The organism is Spirulina subsalsa CS-330, assembly GCF_028330765.1.
GTDB lineage: Bacteria > Cyanobacteriota > Cyanobacteriia > Cyanobacteriales > Spirulinaceae > Spirulina > Spirulina subsalsa_A.
On sequence record NZ_JAQMTY010000105.1, the window covers coordinates 1 to 16,433 of the forward strand.

The following is a 16,433-nucleotide window of genomic DNA, read 5'->3' on the forward strand; positions in this document are numbered from 1 at the left end:
ACGAAACCATCACCCCCACCCCCCAACCAGAGCAACGCTTCAACCTCAGTCAAAGCATCGTGCGTCACTCGCGTTTGTTTGAAAAACCGATTTCCTTGGGGATGTTAGCGATCGGCAAAGCCGAGGGCAACTATCGCGTTTTCGTCGAAGCCAATAAACTCTACGTCGAACAAACCCCCCTCTACTTCGGCCACACCGACCCCGGCAACCTCTCCTGGGGCGAGCGCGTCACCAACTACGGCCCCTGTAGCGACCAAGGCCGCAGCGGTGGCAACATCGCCACCGCCGAACAGATGTGTAGCCAACGGGCGTTAGAACGTCTCCCCACCAATCTCCAAGATCTCTACAATGCGGGCATTAATCCCGATACCGATATCGAAGCCGTCATTAATACCGCCGATCTGTATAACCAAGCCAGCCCCGTCCATTCGCGGGTTTTCCCCCAAGCGTTAATCATGGCCTATCAAGGCGGCTTACAAGGGGTAGAAGCCATGGCCTGGGCCCGAACCGCGTCGTTTTATCTCAATGGCAACAATGCCCTCGATCTCCAAAGCGGACGCAATCGCGCCTCTGGGCTGTTGGGGATCTGTGCGCGGGAACGGCGACCGGTGACGGAATGGGAATGTGTCTATGGGGATCAACTGCGCCGAGCGAGGGCGATCGCCTCCGTCCTCGAACAATATTTCCAAGTCTACGGCTCTTAATTCGCCTCAATCCCAGGGAGTAATATGGTGGAGCGGATTAGATACAACAACCATGGCATGGCAGCAGGGCACAGAATTAAAGGGCGGGGCCTATACCGTTGAAGGGCTTTTAGGTCAGGGGCGATTTGGGATTACCCATCTGGCCCGCGATCGCCTTGGTGATCTTCTGGCGATCAAAACCCTCAATCCAGATTCTGCGGTGCTGAATCAGATGAACGATGGCGATCGTCAGGCCTTGGTGGCTAAGTTTTACGATGAGGCGGTGAAGTTGGCCCAATGCAAGCATCTCCATATTGTCAGAGTGCGGGAAATATTTGAGGAGCCGGTGCGGGGCTGGTTTGGAACCCGCCGCCATGCCTGCATTGTGATGGATTATGTGGATGGCTATGATTTATCGAAGCGGCGATCGCCTCAGTTGCCCATTGGGGAGGTGTTGCGCTATGGGCGACAAATTGGGGCGGCGTTGATTGCGGTGCATGAACAGGGGTTATTGCATCGGGATGTGAAGCCGGGGAATATTATTGTGCGATCGCACCGGGGCAAAACGGAAGCGGTGTTAATTGATTTCGGTTTGGCCCGCAGTTTTAACCATCCCTTGACGCAACAGATCACCAGTAGTGGTTTTGCGCCCATTGAGTTACATTCCAACAATTTTGAGCGCGGCCCTTGGACGGATGTTTATGGGTTGGCGGCAACGCTCTATGAGTTGCTGACGGGGAAGCCGCCGGAGGATGCGTTAGATCGCCACGATCAGGATTCCCCGGCAAGTCTCACGCCGCCCCGTTGTTATGTGCCGCAATTGAGTCGGCGGGTAAATGATGCGATCGTCCATGGTTTGGCGTTGATGCCGGGCGATCGCACCCCCTCGATTCCGCAGTTTTTGCGGGAGTTGGGGGTGGGTCAATGGTATGTGCCGTTTCCCAATTGGGATGTGAATGTGTGGGTGCAGGTGTTGATGATGGTGGGGACGTTTGTGGGTGCAGTAGCGGCGGTCATCGCAATTTTTAAAAACTAGGAAGGAGAAACCGGGTTTTTGTTAGGGTGTCGTGGGAAAATGAGGAGATGTAAGCAACCCGGTTTCTGGCCTCAGGGAAGAGCGTACAATAAAATCGCACCCTCCACGAATGTCTCTGCCCTATGTTTTGGCCCGACGGACACGAATTACAAAATGGCAAGCTGGTGATTGAACAGGTTCTCGGTCAAGGCGGCTTCGGGATCACCTACAAGGCCATCCATCAGGGCTTCAATGCTCCAGTGGTGATTAAAACGCCGAATGCCTATCTCCGCAATGACCCAGACTATGCCAAATATGTGAAGCGGTTTATCCGGGAAGCCCGGACTTTAGCCCAGTTGGAACAAAACCCCCACCCCAATATTGTCCGGGTTAAGGATTTATTCGAGGAGGAGGAAGCCCATTGTTTGGTGATGGAATTCATCCCTGGAACGACGTTATTTGATGAGGTACAGCGGCGAGGCCCGCTACCAGAAGCGGAGGCGTTGGCCTATATTCGCCCCATAGCTGAGGCTTTGACGCGGGTGCATGGGGTGGGGTTGGTGCATCGGGATGCGACCCCGGTAAATATCATGCTGCGGGAGAATCGCCAGCCGGTTTTGATTGATTTTGGCATTTCGGGGGAGATTATCCCCAAGTCTCTGAGTTCCAAGCTGTTCGGGAATCGTGCCTTTGCGCCCTATGAGCAGTTAATTAAGGGCGATCGCAGCGCAACGGTGGATATTTATACCCTTGGGGCTTCGCTGTATTACCTGATCACGGGACAATTGCCCCAAGATTGTTTTTCCCGCAAGGTGGATGAAGAGCCATTGATTCCGCCCCAGGAGTTGGTGAAGGTGAGTGGGGAGATTAATCAGGCGATTCTCAAGGGGATGGCGTTGCGGCCGCAGGATCGCTATTCCTCAATGGCGGAGTTTTTGGCGGCATTATCGCCTGTAGCACCACCCAAGCCTCAGCCCTCTGCCAAACCCGCCATTAATCTAGATGATTTGCTGGCCTCTCTTTCCCCCACGCCTACACCTGCACCGCCACCTCGATCTGATGGAAAAATCTATCAGTATGAGATCATCACGGTGAATGAGCAGGGGGGAATTGCCCAACGGCAAAAGGGACAAAATCAGGGTTATTTGGAAAATACCAAAGGATTAAACCTAGAAATGGTGAGGATTCCAGGCGGGGAATTCATGATGGGCGCACCGAATAATGAAAAAGGGCGATCCAATGCTGAAGGCCCCCAGCATCGGGTGATGGTGCCGGAATTTGCCATGGGTCGCACCGCGATCACCCAAGCACAATGGCAGATTGTCGCCCAACTGCCCCAAGTGGTGCGCTCTCTAACCCCTGATCCCGCTGATTTCAAAGGCAAAAACAATCCTGTGGAAACGGTAAGTTGGGAAGACTGTATCGAGTTCTGTCTAAGGTTAAGCCAAGCCAGTGGCAAGCTCTACCGTCTGCCCAGCGAAGCCGAATGGGAATATGCCTGTCGAGCGGGAACAACGACCCCGTTTCACTTCGGCCCCACCCTTTCCCCCCAAGTCGCCAACTATGACGGCAACTATACCTATGGCAAGGGGAAGAAGGGGGAATATCGCCAGAAAACGATCCCGGTGGGGAGTTTGAATGCGCCCAATGTTTGGGGACTCCATGATATGCACGGAAATGTGTGGGAGTGGTGTTTAGACGACTGGCATGACAGTTATCAGGGAGCGCCAACAGATGGAAAGGCATGGATGGACAATGATAATCATTCTCAAGATAATAAGGAGTGGCTAAAAGGGTTATTGAACAATAAATCAACATCAAACAAGCTGCTGCGTGGTGGTTGCTGGGTCAACCTCCCGAAGCGCTGCCGTTCTGCCAGTCGCTACGGCAACGCCCGCGACTACGAGAACGACGGCATCGGTTTTCGTGTTGTCGCCCCCAGAACTCTTTAACCCTCTACCCTTTTTCCCTCTTTCCCTCTACCCGGCGCGAAGCGCCTTTTTTTATTTTTTTAGGATACAGATTTACGGCAATATGCTTTGATCAGAAAAGATGACGGGCTGAAGTATTATGGACGAGTTACCGATTATCCAAAAAACCTATGATCTCATTCAATGGTATGTCCCTATCCTTAATCACTTACCACGTGATCATAAAATGGTGCTTGGAGACCGAATTATCCGGAACCTTTATGAATTTCTAGAGATTCTTATTCTAGCACGTTATTCTGCTCAAAAACACGATTTATTGCGCTCCCTTAACCCCAAACTTTCCATCCTCCGCTACCAAACACGCCTACTGATGGATTTTAAACTAATTTCCGTTGAACGCTACGAGTACATCGCTAAACAAATAGACAGCATTGGTAAAGAATTGGGAGGATGGATTAACCAACAGTCTCCTAAACCTGCTAAAACAACCTAAATTTTCAACCATCATGAAACGATATGGAAATCTTTGGCCTGAAATTTCGAGCTTTGACAACCTCCTCATTGCTGCCCGCAAAGCTCAAAAAGGCAAGCGTTTCCGTCCTGAGGTTCTGTCCTTTAATGACAATCTAGAAGGCAACTTAATTCAACTACAAACCGAACTCAATAACCAAACCTATCAACCCGGAAACTACCATCATTTCTACGTCTATGAACCCAAAAAAAGGCTAATTTCTGCGGCTCCCTATCGTGATCGGATCATCCATCACGCCCTCTGTAATATTATTGTTCCTCTCTTAGAACGCTCCTTTATTGATACCTCCTACGCGAACCGAATCGGCTACGGTAGCCACCGCGCCCTCCAAAAATTCACCACCCTAGCCCGCACTCACCGCTACATCCTCCAATGCGATATTCGTAAATTCTTCCCCAGCATTAATCATAACATTCTCAAATCCATCATTCGCCGCAAAATCAAATGTAAAAATACGCTTTGGCTAATTGATAAAATCATTGATAATAGCCACAGTTTAGAACCCGTTCTTCACTACTTTCTTGGTGATGATCTCCTCGCTCCAGTTTTGTACCCCAGCGGTTTACCCATTGGCAACCTAACCAGTCAATTTTTTGCCAATTTGTACCTCAATAGCTTTGATCACTTTATTCTCCAAGATCTAAAAATTCCTGCCTATGTCCGCTATGTTGACGACTTCGCCTTCTTTGCCAATGATCGTGCTGTCCTTGCCAAAGCTCGCCAAGCCATCGAAACCTATCTCGCCACCCTACGCCTCAAAATTCACCCCATTAAAAGCCAACTTTTTGAAACCCGCCACGGTGCAAACTTTCTCGGTTTCCGCATCCTTTCCAAACAGATCCGCGTTCGCTCTGACAGCCTCCACCGACTACGGGCTAAACTCAAAACCCGCTGGCGAGAATACCGCCATCAAAAAATTGATCAGGCACAATTTGAGCAATCTATTCAAAGCTGGCAAGCCCACCTCAACCATGGCAATACCTGCCATCTCCAGCACCAACTTTTTGATTCAATGCTGGTAACATTGTGATTAAGGGATGAACGATGTTAGCTGCTGCGTGGTGGTTACTGGAACAACAACCCGAAGAACTGCCGTTCTGCCAATCGCAACAACAACACCCGCGACAACAAGAACAACAACATCGGTTTTCGTGTTGTCGCCCCCAGCACTCTTCAACCTGCCGGAATAGCTCAATGGGAATTGAGTTAGCGTGTAATCGAAGAGTTCAGTTTCATTCCTGTGATGTACAAGCATCCAAATATCTCACACCCCAATGGTAGAGAAGTAGGTCAACCCGAAACTCTACCATTGGGGTGCTGTAGCCCCATACCTCTGGGCTGTTGGGGATCTGTGCACGGGAACGGCGACCGGTGACGGAATGGGAATGTGTCTATGGGGATCAACTACGGCGAGCGAAGGCGATCGCCTCCGTCCTCGAACAATATTTCCAAGTCTACGGCTCCTAACCCCTTATGCGCCATCGACGAGCGATCGCGCTATCTGATTATGGCGTTCCATCAATTGGGGTAATTCCAGGGGTAAAAATTGGCCGTTTTCCACGACTTGGCGACCGTGGATAAAGCTATGATCCACCCGGTTCACCTGGCAGAACACCACCCCGGCAACGGGATCATGGTGCGCTCCAGCGAGGGCCAATTGATCGAGATTGAAACTGATAAAATCGGCGGCCATGCCGGGTGCGATCGCACCGATATCATCCCGACCCAAGACCCGCGCCCCGCCCACGGTGGCCAACTCCAACGCCTGCCGCGCTGTCATCGCGGCTGCGTCTTCTTCCCGCAGTCGCGCCATTAGCATCGCCTGCCGCGCCTCGTTGAGCAGGTTCGAGCCATCATTGGAGGCCGAGCCATCCACCCCTAAGCCAACGGGGACATTGTGGGCGAGCATTTTCCGGATCGGAGCCATGCCGCTGGCCAGGCGCATATTACTACAGGGACAATGGGCGACCCCTGTACCGGTGCGCCCAAATTCGGCGATCGCGCCATCATCGAGCTTCACACAATGGGCGTGCCACACATCATCACCGAGCCAGCCCACCGAGGCGGCAAATTCCCCCGGTGTCATGTTGAACATTTCGCGGCTGTAGGTGACATCGGCGTGATTTTCGGCAAGGTGGGTATGGAGACGGACACCGGGATGCGATCGCGCCAACGCCGCCGACTCCCGCAACAGATCCGGCGACACGGAAAAGGGCGAACAGGGCGCAAGAGTAATCCGCAGCATCGCATGGCGGCGGTTGTCGTGGTAGGTTTCGATCAACCGCTGACTATCGGCTAAAATCGCCGCCTCCGACGCTTCCACAAACGCATCCGGCGGCAAGCCTCCCTTACTTTTGCCGATGCTCATACTGCCCCGGCTGGCATGGAACCGCAGCCCTGTGGCTTCGATCGCTTCGATTTCGTCATCGAGGCGCGACCCGTTGGGAAAAACATAAAGATGGTCGCTGGCGGTGGTGCAGCCGGAGAGGATCAATTCGGCGGCGGCGAGTTGGGCACTGGTGGCGATCGCTCCTGGGGTTAAATTTGACCACACCCCATAGAGAGCTTCGAGCCAATGAAACAGCGAACAATTCTGAGCGGCAGGAATCACCCGCGTCAGGGTTTGGTAAAAGTGGTGATGGGTATTGACGAAACCGGGTAAGACGATGTGGCGATCGCCCAGATCCAACACACGATCCGCCGTATCCGTTAGCTCTGCCGTCGTTCCCACCTGCTCAATGACATGATCGCGCAGGAACATCGCCCCGTTGCGAATTTCGCGGCGATCGCCGTCCATCGTCACCAGGGTATGAATATTTTTAACAAGCAACGTGCCCATGGCTCGCACCAGAATCACAATTTAGCCAGAATACCAGAGCCATCCCCCCCCAGCCATGACACGATCATCCTTGCCCCTTAGAGGTTGTTTAAAAAGTGTCTTGAATAGAGAGGCAAGGGGCTTAAGCCCCTTGTTTCCATTGAGTGAGGCTCATGATGTGGATCCGAGTTTAACTTTTCAAGCAGCCCCTTAGTCATTCACAATGACGAGACCGTTTTGGGTGAGTTTGAGGACGAATTGGAGCAGATCATGGGTGAGTTGTGCAGATTCGACGTTGTATTCTGTGAGCAAAATATCGTGGGCGGCTTGGATCGACTCGGCTTGGTCGAGTACGGCGATCATCCGGGTTCCGATATCGTCTAAGCCAAAATATTCTTCGCTTTTGAGATTGAGTAAAACAGATTCGCCGGCGAGTTCTTGAATCAGGACATCGGGGGAGAGGTTGATCTTGCTGGTTAGTGAGGGGTGGGACATAGGGTGCTTAGATAACGTTCGATCAGGAGGATGGCGACGATGTCATCCACGGGGCGGGGCGGGGTGCGGAGGCCTTGGGGGATGAGGCGGGCGAGACCTTTGGGGGGGAACATTTGCCAGTAGCGATCGCGGGCTTCGAGGGTGCTGTTGCGTTCATCCACGGGGGCGAGGGTGACGGAATCGGCAAACCAAAGGCGGAGTTTAGCTGTCCACAGTTTGGAGGTGGTTTGATTGCCGATGACGAGCGTTGTAATCTCATAGTCGGTTTGCCATTGGCGGAGGACTAATTCCACGCTCTCCGAGGTCACCACCTGATGAGTGACTAAACACCCCCTGTCATCCGTGAGGGCAATACCGCATTTATCCCGTCCGGGGTCAAAGCCTAAAATCATGGCCGTAGCTTGAATGGTGGGTGAATGGTGGGGTGAGAATAACGCCACTGTACTGCCATTGTACTGTGGGATCACGGTGTTGCTGGTGGAGGTAAGCGGGCGATCGCCCCCTCTAATCCCCCCCATGCAGACCGTACCCTCATGCACCCAACCATCGAACAAGGTGTCTATTTGTTACGCTAAAGCTAACAAAACGTAACGCCTGAATTTAAATCCCCCTATCCTTTCTGAGTTTGCTTCATGCTTCTTCATCTCAGCACCTGGCCCGAAGTTGAAACCTACCTCAACACCTCCAAGGGCATCATCATCCCCATCGGCTCCACGGAACAGCACGGTCCCACGGGGCTAATTGGCACGGATGCGATCTGTGCCGAAGCGATCGCCAAAGGAGTCGGCGAAGCCACCCACGCCCTCGTTGGCCCAACGATTAACGTAGGCATGGCCCTGCACCATACCGCCTTTCCCGGCTCCATGAGTCTGCGACCCAGCACCCTGATTTTAGTAATTCGGGATTCTCTCACCGCCCTCGCCAAAGCCGGATTTCGTCGCTTTTTCTTCCTCAACGGTCACGGCGGCAACATCGCCACCCTCAAAGCCGCCTTTGCCGAAACCTACGATGCCCTTGACCCTCTCACCGAGGGCGATCCCCTCCGCTGCACCGTGGGCAACTGGTTCATGGGTCGTTCCGTCTACAGCCTTGCCAAAGAACTCTACGGCGATCAAGAAGGCTCCCACGCCACCCCCAGCGAAGTCGCCCTCACCCAATACCTCTACCCCGACGCGATCAAAACTGCGCCCCTCAGCCCCACAGTGAATTCCGGCCATCCCATCTACGGCGCGACAGAATTTCGCCAGCATTACCCCGATGGCCGGATGGGGTCAAACCCAGCCCTAGCAACGCCAGAGCATGGTCAGCAGCTTTACGAAGCAGCCGTGAAGGATCTCAGCAAAAGTTACCTCGAATTTCTCAGCCGCGATTAACACCTGCGCCGTCCAACCTTGACCAAACTTGAAAACTATCTAAACAATTCAGAGTGAAGACTCCTCCGAGTTCTAAATTTTGTTAAGATTTGAAAACTATAAACCCACCTTCTGATGCTAAGTGAGTTAGATCCTAAAGGAAGCAGGATTACTTTCCTAGCGGTGAGTGATGTAGTTCTACGAAGAGGATCGTCCGAGCCATGAGCATGGAAACATTAGAATTCATCATCTATCCTGATGGCCGTGTCCAAGAAACGGTCACCGGCATCATTGGCCGCTCGTGCCAAGAGGTCACCGCTGCGATCGAAGCTCAATTGGGTCGGGTGGTGGCCACTGAGCCAACGTCTGACTATTACGCGCAGCCGGAACAGCAGTCCCAAACCGCTCAAAATCAGCAACTCGATTGGGATAGCTGATCCGCTGAATGTTTTTGTACTTTATCCACTTTTTGATTTAGGTTTAGCCCACTATGTCCCATTTCAGCACTGTCAAAACTCAAATCCGAAACTTGACCTCTTTGAAGTCTGCCCTCAGTGACATGGGGATTGATTGGAAAGATGGGCCGAGTGCCGTGCGTGGTTACCAAGGCCAAACCCATACCGCTGATGTTGTGGTTGAGCAAGACAATCACTATGACATCGGGTTTAGTTGGAATGGGCAAGCCTATGAGATGGTGGCGGATCTGCAATATTGGCAGCAACCCTTGTCGGTGGATGGCTTTGTGCAGCGGGTGACGCAGCGTTACGCCTATCACACGGTGTTAACCGAGACCCAAAAGCAAGGATTTCAGATTACAGAAGAGAATAAAAATCAAGATGGTTCGATCCGTCTTGTGGTTCAACGTTGGAGCTAAAACATGGCGGAATTTGACGCGCATCCAGACCAAACGGGTTTAGAGCCAGAACTAGGGGGCATCTTTCGGGATGCTCCGGAGCGGAGTGGGTTTGAGCCGGAACTGGGGGGGGATGTGCGCCAAAAGGGGGTCTATGTGGATGAGATTACCTGTATTGGCTGTAAGCACTGTGCCCATACCGCGCCCAATACGTTTTATATTGAGCCGGATTATGGCCGGGCGCGGGCGATCTGCCAGGATGGTGATTCGGAGGCGTTGGTGACGGAGGCGATCGATACTTGTCCGGTGAATTGTATTCACTGGGTGGACTATACGGAGTTGAAACACCTGGAGCAGGAACGGCAATACCAAGTGATTCCGATCGCTGGTTTTCCAGTGGATGCGGCCTATAGTCAGCGCAAGAAGCGCGATCGCAAGCATCCCTAGTGCAGCGTCAATGCAAAGAATTAGGATGTTTGTAGGGTGCTGTTAGCGAAGCGTAACGCACCGTCACGTTGAGTGTTGGACATTCAATACAATCCGAATATTAAGTCTTGACGCTGCACTAGGCTCTCGTGCCGAACAACATTAAATGCCCAAACACGATTAAGGAGAGGTCAATGCCTCTCCTTTTCGGTCTGTGATGGTGTGGAGTGGGGGCGATCGCAGGCGAGCATCATCACCTGACCTAGCTCACCACTAATTGCCCTTCCGTGGTTAAGCCAATCGTGCCATCTAACTTGGTATTTTCCAACTGCGTCCCAATCAAGTTTGCGCCAATCAAATAGGCCCCAATCAATAAGGCACTGGACAGGTTGGTATTGAGCAGATTGGCATTCGATAGATTGGCATCGGTCAAGTTTGCCCCCACCAAATTCGCATCACTCAGATCCGCCCGCACGAGCTTCGCCTCGCTGAGGTCGGTGCTTAAGAGCTTCGCTGCGACGAGATTAGCGGTGCTCAAGTTAGCCCCGCCTAAATCGGCACTGCTGAGATTAGCACTGTTGAGTTTAGCCCCGATTAAGTTCGCACCAACGAGCTTGACCGCCCGCAGATTCGCTTCGCTGAGGGTGGCATTCACCAACATGGCAAAGGTTAAATCTGTCCCACTGAGGTTGGTTCCGTTCAGGTTGGCATCAAAGAGGTTAATTCCTTTGGCATCCGCGCCCCGAATATTGGCACGGGTGAGATCCGTTTTAACGAAGTTAGCGTAGCTAAGATCCGCACCGCTGAGGTTGGCACCACTGAGGTTTGCTCCGCTGAGGTTGGTGCAATAGAGGCTAGCACCGCTTAAGTCTGCACCGCTGAGGTCAAAATTACTCAGGTTTGCGTGGCTGAGGTCGCCACCTTGACATTTTTTTGTCTCTAGGAGTCTTTCGATATCTCCAGTGTTGTCAACCATAGGATGTCGTGGGTGGGGTTAAAAAGTCACAAAGCATTCTATCAGTACCTGCCACGAGTTGCCAGTTAATTCTAAGCTTTCCTGGCATTTTGGCCACTGCTTATTGCCAAGAATTAGGATTTTTGTAGGGTGCTGTTAGCGAAGCGTAACGCACCGTCACGTTGAGCGTTGGACATTCAATACAATCCGAATATTAAGTCTTGACTCTGCACTAGCATGCGTTTGCTTCTCCTTTGATCAAAGCAACGAGCTAGAAGCTCGCGCTACAGAGGATTCTAAGAGTGTGAGCCTCTGGCTCACTGATCCCAACTCCAGTTTAGCAACGGGGATTGGTATCAGTGGTGGACTTTAGAGAGGCGATCGCACCCTCAGCCGCAATCACTTCAGCAGAACAATGCGATCGCCATTTTTTCAAGCCGATTTGGCGTTTTAGCCCGATCAGATCCAGTGTCGCCCTAGATACTATCGAGAATCGCCTGAAATGCCGCTTTTATTTCTTGGGTGACTTGATCCGTGGGAGCGCCTTGGGTGGCAGCACGCAGGGCACGGGCAAAGGCAGCGACACCATTGGGCGCACTGTCTTTGTTGGCGATGCGCTCAAATTCATTGACCACCGATTCCGTCACCATCCCCGTGACACCGGGTGGCACTTCGACCGCTTCACCGCTGAGGGCTTGCTCTAGGCCACTACTAAAAATCGTCACTAACGCGCTGCGCAATTCGGGGCTGAGGGCGGGACGGGCGGCGGGTTCTTCTAAAACGATGGGTTCTGAGGTGGCCGGTGGGGGAACGGGAATTTCGACGGCTTCGGCGTTGGGGTCGAAGCGGGGCAGGGTGTCATCGGCATGGGCGGGAGCGGTGGCGATCGCCATCAAACCGGACAGAAGAACAGCGGCGGCAGAATAACGCATAGGTCAACTCGAATAGGGTGGACTAGGGTGAGGGATTCAGGGGTATAGATCAGCGATCGCGCCCCTTTGTTCCCTTTTGCCCCGCGAGCTTCTCGGTCTAAAGCTCAGCTTGGCGCGGGTTATAGAGACTCATCGCCTTTTCTAATCCCTGTTTTAACCCAACGGTCACCGCATCGGCGGCCAAATTGAGCACTTCTTTAATAATCGGGGTTTCTTGGGGGGTGAAGCGGCCTAAAACGTGGGAAATGGTTTCTTTTTCGGGGCCAGAGCCGCCAATTCCCAACCGGAGACGGGGAAACTCTTGGGTGCCGAGATGGGCGATCGCCGACTTCATCCCATTATGTCCCCCCGCCGAACCCGACAACCGCAGCCGCAGCCGTCCCACGGGCAAATCCATATCGTCGTAGACCGTCAGCACCGATTCTGGCGGGAGCTTGTACCAATCCAACGCCGCCCGGATCGATTCCCCGGAGCGGTTCATGTAGGTGGTGGGTTTGAGGAGGTAGAGTTTATCCCCCGTGGGGCCGCGACCGGTGGCGCAATAGCCTTTAAAACGACGGTTTTCCTGCCAGGGCATCGCCCAGCGCTGGGCCAGTTGATCCACACAGTCAAACCCGATGTTGTGGCGGGTGCGATCGTATTTGGGGCCCGGATTGCCGAGGCCGACGATGAGTTGAACAGGAACAGGCATGGGACAAAAAAGGGGGTGCGATCGCTCACTGTAGCGAATTTAGTCCGGTTTGGCGAGACGGGAGAGGCTCACCGGACTGAGTCGGCAACACAGGGCCCACGCCGCGAAAAATGTTTGTTTTTGCGCGAGAAAACTCTGTACCATTGGGACAACGCTTAGGCAATTCAGGATGTTAGCGACTACGTTTAATACTATCGTGACCATTGGCGGCATTACGATTTTGCCCCTGTTGGTCTTGTCTATGGTGGCCGTGGTGTTGATTGGGGAACGCCTCTGGTTTTGGTGGCGCATTCATCAACAGCAGCGGCGGTTTATGTTGACCGTTTTGGGGGCCTATCGTGAAGATCCCCAAGGTGCGATCGCCTACCTCAAAGGCAAACCCACCCTGCCCATCGCCCGCATTTTCCTCAACGCCCTGATCCTCCCCCAGCCCACCCCCGAAGAATTTTGCCTCGCCCTCGAAACCGCCGCCCAAGCAGAAATGCCCCTGCTCAAACGCTTTAACACCGTTTTTGAAACCATCGTCACCGTCTCCCCCCTCCTCGGACTGTTGGGGACAATCCTGGGACTGATGCGCACCTTTGTGAATCTCAACCTCGGCGCTCAAACCATGCTCCAAACCGCAGGCGTAACGCGGGGCATTGCCGAAGCCCTGATCTCCACCGCAGCCGGATTAACCCTCGCCATCATCACCCTCCTCTTTGCCAACCTTTTCCGTGGCCTGGCCCGGCGGCAATTTTCCCTGATCCAAACCGCAGGCGGTCAACTCGAACTCCTCTACCGCCGCAACTACCGCCAACCCACCTATTCCCCCAAACCCGCACAGCCCTACCCAGATGAATTCTCTGATGCTGCCGAGTCTTAGCGATCGCACTGCCTCATCATCTACCCATCAAAGAGACTCAAAAAAGACCTGAGTTTAGCCAAAATCTCATGCTCTAAGTTCAAGATCTGCGATCCTTTAATACTTAACACGGTATCAAAATTTTTCATCGAACATTTTCGCTCTGCTTGCTTGCGCTCTTTTTTAGAACAGGTATCGTATCGCAAATAAATAGACCACCAAAACTTATCAAACTCTTTAGCTGCGATCGCTTGCCCGGCTTGCCCCACACAATCCCGCCAAGACTCTAAACAATCGGCATGGGGCGACGGTTGGGCTTTGATCGTCTTGAGAAGCGTTTCTAATTCACCGTATTGATTGACATTGGTAAAATAGCAGCCTAACTCAAAGGTGATTTTTTCATTGATTCCCATTTCAACCAGTTCACAGGATTGAGTGAGGCGTTGCGATGGGGTAAACACAGCCTCTAAACAGCGATTAACAAATTCAATCCGCTCTTGTTCTGAATAATTATCTTGATCGATGATGATTCCAATTTTTTGAATGTCTCGCTTTTGCAGACTCGCGGCTAAGTCTTTCAACGTTTGGATTAGTTTTTGTTCGCTCAAACCATTCAAGCACTCATAGTCATCATCACCAATACAGATCGGAGCTTCGACATCAATTTTATAATTGAGGTATTCGATGAGATATTGTAGAAAATATTGATCGTTTTTACTTTCAACGATAAGAATATTGGTCATTGCTCAAGAGTTACTCCCCTCGAATGGGCTTGCCACGTTCTAGGGCATAGTCCAGGGTTTCAATATCTCGATTAATCGCGACGATTTGATCATCTCTCGGACTCCGTGCAAGTTCAAAATAAGCCCCATCTCCCGGATAATCATGACCGGCCCGCGCAAAGGCTTTAATCATCTCCAAACTATGGGTCGTCGCAAAAATCATCGTGTCTAGTTCATTGGCTAACTTAAATAGAGCATCCCAAAACTCTTGCTGGCTACTATAATGAATCCCATTCTCAATCTCATCAATCAACAAAATATTTTGCTTTCGATCTAGCAATTCAAGGGTAATAGAAATGACACGATTAACAGCATCACCAAACAACGAAATAGGTAGTCTTTGCTGATTTTTGCGAGTCAGATATAATGTTGGCTCATCTATAGAAAATGTTTCAGCATTTTCTATAGATGGGTCAAGAATTTGCAGTATCTTCAGAACCTCATTACTTTGGTCATGAAATCTAATCAAATCATAGTGTTGTGCAATGATTCGATTACTTATTCCAAAAGAAGTATTAATTTTGGGTCGCAATCTACTAGAAGTAATAGAAGAAAAAATTTCTTTTGAATTTGCACTGATACTAGAATCTATATCTTCTGCACCATCTACCTTTAGATTTATTTTTAAAACTGATTCTGTATAATCATAGTCTTGAAATATTCCTAGGTCTTCTAGTTCATACTCAGAATCTCTAAAAAGACTTTGCTGAACATATAAAGTATTAGAGATATTGATCTTTCTTTTTTTGTTTTGAGATCCAATTCCTTGGATCTCAATATCTTGAGTAGTATTGCGGTCATAAAAAAAGGTGTCCCACACTAATTTGAGTGTACTTTTTCTGAACTTTGTCGCTTCTTTTCTGAGTTTTTTGAGTTCAATAATGGATTGAGGGGTTGGGTAAAAGTAGAGGAGGAGGGCTTCGAGGAGGGCGGTTTTTCCGGCGTTGTTTTTGCCGCCGATGAGGTTGACTCGTTTGAAGCCTTGAACGTCGAGATGTTCAAAGCAACGGAAATTTTTAATGCTAAGGGATTCAAGCATTGTGATTGTTCCTAGGTTATGCGGAGTCTTCATCTCTGCTGTTTACTGTAGGATATTTCTGGCCGATCTGTGAGGGAGCGATCGCACATCTTGATCGGTCAGGGGGTTCACCGATCCTCTTTGCCAACCTTTTTCGCGGCCTGGCCCGGCGGCAATTTTCCCTGATCCAAACCGCAGGCGGCCAACTCGAACTCCTCTACCGCCGCAACTACCGCCAACCCACCTATTCCCCCAAACCCGCACAGCCCTACCCAGATGAATCCTCTGATGCTGCCGAGTCTTAGCGATCGCACTGCCTCATCATCTACCCATCAAAGAGACTCAAAAAAGACCTGAGAGGCTGTTTAAAAAGAAAGGTTAAGCAGGAGCCAGAGAACGCAGCATCCGGTGAATCATCACTCCATAGATCGCTGACTCCGAGACTTCAGGTAACAGTTCGTAGTCCTTGCTCAATCAGCGATATAGATTAAACCACCCAAATGTCCGCTCTACCACCCATCGCTTCGCCACCACCTCAAACTCTTTCTTCAGATTCTCCCGTATCTCAACCCCTGCCTGTACTAACAACCAAACGCACAGGCGAAACTTGTCCCCTCGATATCCCGCATCGGCCAGCACCGTCTGTAGTCTCTCCACAATTTCGGGATATTGCTCTTGTCACTCCATCAACCCATACGCTGCACCCACTCGTTCTTGACCATTGGCTTCTGTAACGATCACTTTCATCACCTGACCTCAGGAATCCGCAATCAGATGACGCTTGCGCCCTTTCACCTTCTTGCCCCCGTCAAAGCCATAGACCTCCCCCTTTTTCCCGTCGTCTTGACAGATTGAGAATCAACGGCCACCACTGAGGGCAAGGGATGCTTTCCCACTTGCTGTCGCCTTTGTCGGGCCAGGGTTTGGTTAATCTGCTCCCACACCCCCTCCACTTGCCAACTGCGGTATTGACATACTCCCCCACTAAACCCTACGGGCTATAGTGGGGGATTCTGAACAGCCAGTTACCTGACCATTTATCCACTCAAACAACGAGAGTTGCAGAGGGTTGCTAGGCTCAACGACTAACGCCATTGATTTATCCT

At 51.5% G+C, this 16,433-nt stretch carries 21 protein-coding genes and 1 pseudogene; 13 read left to right on the forward strand and 9 right to left on the reverse strand.

Annotated elements, in window-relative coordinates; genetic code table 11:
- The 7 genes from PN477_RS07135 to PN477_RS07160 form a co-directional block, all read left to right on the forward strand.
- The coding region (locus PN477_RS07135; protein WP_272147114.1) for a hypothetical protein at positions 1-704 on the forward strand (704 nt) is incomplete at its 5' end.
- A gap of 52 nt (positions 705-756) precedes the next feature.
- Positions 757-1,719, forward strand: a complete 963-nt coding sequence (locus PN477_RS07140) for a serine/threonine protein kinase (protein WP_272119747.1) — start codon at positions 757-759, stop codon at positions 1,717-1,719.
- A 122-nt stretch (positions 1,720-1,841) separates the two neighbouring features.
- Entirely contained in the window at positions 1,842-3,650 is a 1,809-nt protein-coding gene (locus PN477_RS07145; RefSeq protein WP_272119746.1) for a bifunctional serine/threonine-protein kinase/formylglycine-generating enzyme family protein, read from the forward strand.
- 118 nt (positions 3,651-3,768) lie between these two features.
- Positions 3,769-4,122 (forward strand): diversity-generating retroelement protein Avd, encoded by a 354-nt coding sequence (gene avd / locus PN477_RS07150; protein ID WP_272119745.1) that lies wholly within the window; start codon positions 3,769-3,771, stop codon positions 4,120-4,122.
- Positions 4,123-4,135: 13 nt separating this feature from the next.
- A complete protein-coding gene (locus PN477_RS07155; protein WP_272119744.1) occupies positions 4,136-5,191 on the forward strand; it encodes an RNA-directed DNA polymerase in 1,056 nt (351 codons plus the stop codon).
- Between the two features lie 24 nt (positions 5,192-5,215).
- Positions 5,216-5,371, forward strand: a complete 156-nt coding sequence (locus tag PN477_RS20740; protein WP_334310536.1) for a hypothetical protein — start codon at positions 5,216-5,218, stop codon at positions 5,369-5,371.
- Positions 5,372-5,502: 131 nt separating this feature from the next.
- On the forward strand, positions 5,503-5,628 hold the full coding sequence (locus PN477_RS07160) for a hypothetical protein (protein WP_272119743.1): 126 nt from the start codon (positions 5,503-5,505) through the stop codon (positions 5,626-5,628).
- Positions 5,629-5,632: 4 nt separating this feature from the next.
- On the opposite strand, the gene PN477_RS07165 is transcribed toward PN477_RS07160, so the two are convergent.
- The 3 genes from PN477_RS07165 to PN477_RS07175 form a co-directional block, all read right to left on the reverse strand.
- Entirely contained in the window at positions 5,633-7,000 is a 1,368-nt protein-coding gene (locus tag PN477_RS07165) for an 8-oxoguanine deaminase (RefSeq protein ID WP_272119742.1), read from the reverse strand.
- Positions 7,001-7,189: 189 nt separating this feature from the next.
- Entirely contained in the window at positions 7,190-7,474 is a 285-nt protein-coding gene (locus PN477_RS07170; RefSeq protein WP_272119741.1) for a PqqD family protein, read from the reverse strand.
- A complete protein-coding gene (locus PN477_RS07175; RefSeq protein WP_272119740.1) occupies positions 7,456-7,992 on the reverse strand; it encodes a RuvC family protein in 537 nt (178 codons plus the stop codon). The genes PN477_RS07170 and PN477_RS07175 overlap by 19 nt, the downstream gene beginning before the upstream one ends.
- Before the next feature lie 114 nt (positions 7,993-8,106).
- Between PN477_RS07175 and PN477_RS07180 the strand changes: the two genes are divergently transcribed.
- The 4 genes from PN477_RS07180 to PN477_RS07195 all read left to right on the forward strand — a co-directional run bounded on the left by PN477_RS07180 (position 8,107) and on the right by PN477_RS07195 (position 10,126).
- Positions 8,107-8,847: a creatininase family protein gene (locus PN477_RS07180; protein ID WP_272119739.1), complete on the forward strand. Its 741-nt coding sequence runs from the start codon at positions 8,107-8,109 to the stop codon at positions 8,845-8,847.
- 200 nt (positions 8,848-9,047) lie between these two features.
- The gene (locus PN477_RS07185; protein ID WP_417158771.1) at positions 9,048-9,263 is read left to right on the forward strand and encodes a DUF2997 domain-containing protein; all 216 of its coding nucleotides are present in this window, start codon (positions 9,048-9,050) and stop codon (positions 9,261-9,263) included.
- Positions 9,264-9,316: 53 nt separating this feature from the next.
- Complete coding sequence (locus tag PN477_RS07190) at positions 9,317-9,700, forward strand: DUF1257 domain-containing protein (RefSeq protein ID WP_072621049.1); 384 nt, start codon at positions 9,317-9,319, stop codon at positions 9,698-9,700.
- A gap of 3 nt (positions 9,701-9,703) precedes the next feature.
- Positions 9,704-10,126, forward strand: a complete 423-nt coding sequence (locus PN477_RS07195) for a ferredoxin (protein ID WP_272119736.1) — start codon at positions 9,704-9,706, stop codon at positions 10,124-10,126.
- Positions 10,127-10,367: 241 nt separating this feature from the next.
- On the opposite strand, the gene PN477_RS07200 is transcribed toward PN477_RS07195, so the two are convergent.
- The 3 genes from PN477_RS07200 to pth form a co-directional block, all read right to left on the reverse strand.
- Positions 10,368-11,081, reverse strand: a complete 714-nt coding sequence (locus PN477_RS07200) for a pentapeptide repeat-containing protein (RefSeq protein ID WP_272119735.1) — start codon at positions 11,079-11,081, stop codon at positions 10,368-10,370.
- Between the two features lie 455 nt (positions 11,082-11,536).
- Positions 11,537-11,992 (reverse strand): hypothetical protein, encoded by a 456-nt coding sequence (locus PN477_RS07205; RefSeq protein ID WP_272119734.1) that lies wholly within the window; start codon positions 11,990-11,992, stop codon positions 11,537-11,539.
- Positions 11,993-12,089: 97 nt separating this feature from the next.
- A complete protein-coding gene (gene pth, locus PN477_RS07210) occupies positions 12,090-12,683 on the reverse strand; it encodes an aminoacyl-tRNA hydrolase (protein ID WP_272119733.1) in 594 nt (197 codons plus the stop codon).
- Between the two features lie 169 nt (positions 12,684-12,852).
- Here pth and PN477_RS07215 point away from each other — a divergent pair, with 169 nt between their 5' ends.
- Complete coding sequence (locus PN477_RS07215) at positions 12,853-13,548, forward strand: MotA/TolQ/ExbB proton channel family protein (RefSeq protein WP_272119732.1); 696 nt, start codon at positions 12,853-12,855, stop codon at positions 13,546-13,548.
- Positions 13,549-13,568: 20 nt separating this feature from the next.
- Here PN477_RS07215 and PN477_RS07220 read toward each other — a convergent pair whose 3' ends face one another.
- Positions 13,569-14,270 (reverse strand): DUF3226 domain-containing protein, encoded by a 702-nt coding sequence (locus PN477_RS07220; RefSeq protein ID WP_272119731.1) that lies wholly within the window; start codon positions 14,268-14,270, stop codon positions 13,569-13,571.
- Positions 14,271-14,280: 10 nt separating this feature from the next.
- Positions 14,281-15,348 (reverse strand): AAA family ATPase, encoded by a 1,068-nt coding sequence (locus PN477_RS07225; protein WP_272119730.1) that lies wholly within the window; start codon positions 15,346-15,348, stop codon positions 14,281-14,283.
- Between the two features lie 5 nt (positions 15,349-15,353).
- On the opposite strand from PN477_RS07225, the gene PN477_RS07230 reads away from it, so the two are divergent.
- On the forward strand, positions 15,354-15,632 hold the full coding sequence (locus tag PN477_RS07230; protein WP_272119729.1) for a hypothetical protein: 279 nt from the start codon (positions 15,354-15,356) through the stop codon (positions 15,630-15,632).
- A 73-nt stretch (positions 15,633-15,705) separates the two neighbouring features.
- On the opposite strand, the pseudogene PN477_RS07235 reads toward PN477_RS07230, so the two are convergent.
- A pseudogene (locus PN477_RS07235) lies at positions 15,706-16,295 on the reverse strand (IS5 family transposase); the annotation flags it as partial.
- Positions 16,296-16,433 lie beyond the last annotated feature (138 nt).

Coding starts and splice junctions, on each gene's coding strand:
- pth (WP_272119733.1), bottom strand. CDS start 12,683: ATGCCTGTTCCTGTTCAACTCATCGTCGGCCTCGGCAATCCGGGCCCC.
- PN477_RS07185 (WP_417158771.1), top strand. CDS start 9,048: ATGAGCATGGAAACATTAGAATTCATCATCTATCCTGATGGCCGTGTC.
- PN477_RS07225 (WP_272119730.1), bottom strand. CDS start 15,348: ATGCTTGAATCCCTTAGCATTAAAAATTTCCGTTGCTTTGAACATCTC.
- PN477_RS07220 (WP_272119731.1), bottom strand. CDS start 14,270: ATGACCAATATTCTTATCGTTGAAAGTAAAAACGATCAATATTTTCTA.
- PN477_RS07140 (WP_272119747.1), top strand. CDS start 757: ATGGCATGGCAGCAGGGCACAGAATTAAAGGGCGGGGCCTATACCGTT.
- PN477_RS07215 (WP_272119732.1), top strand. CDS start 12,853: ATGTTAGCGACTACGTTTAATACTATCGTGACCATTGGCGGCATTACG.
- PN477_RS07195 (WP_272119736.1), top strand. CDS start 9,704: ATGGCGGAATTTGACGCGCATCCAGACCAAACGGGTTTAGAGCCAGAA.
- PN477_RS07145 (WP_272119746.1), top strand. CDS start 1,842: ATGTTTTGGCCCGACGGACACGAATTACAAAATGGCAAGCTGGTGATT.
- PN477_RS07175 (WP_272119740.1), bottom strand. CDS start 7,992: ATGGGGGGGATTAGAGGGGGCGATCGCCCGCTTACCTCCACCAGCAAC.
- PN477_RS07165 (WP_272119742.1), bottom strand. CDS start 7,000: ATGGGCACGTTGCTTGTTAAAAATATTCATACCCTGGTGACGATGGAC.
- PN477_RS07155 (WP_272119744.1), top strand. CDS start 4,136: ATGAAACGATATGGAAATCTTTGGCCTGAAATTTCGAGCTTTGACAAC.
- avd (WP_272119745.1), top strand. CDS start 3,769: ATGGACGAGTTACCGATTATCCAAAAAACCTATGATCTCATTCAATGG.
- PN477_RS07180 (WP_272119739.1), top strand. CDS start 8,107: ATGCTTCTTCATCTCAGCACCTGGCCCGAAGTTGAAACCTACCTCAAC.
- PN477_RS07190 (WP_072621049.1), top strand. CDS start 9,317: ATGTCCCATTTCAGCACTGTCAAAACTCAAATCCGAAACTTGACCTCT.
- PN477_RS07205 (WP_272119734.1), bottom strand. CDS start 11,992: ATGCGTTATTCTGCCGCCGCTGTTCTTCTGTCCGGTTTGATGGCGATC.
- PN477_RS07200 (WP_272119735.1), bottom strand. CDS start 11,081: ATGGTTGACAACACTGGAGATATCGAAAGACTCCTAGAGACAAAAAAA.
- PN477_RS07170 (WP_272119741.1), bottom strand. CDS start 7,474: ATGTCCCACCCCTCACTAACCAGCAAGATCAACCTCTCCCCCGATGTC.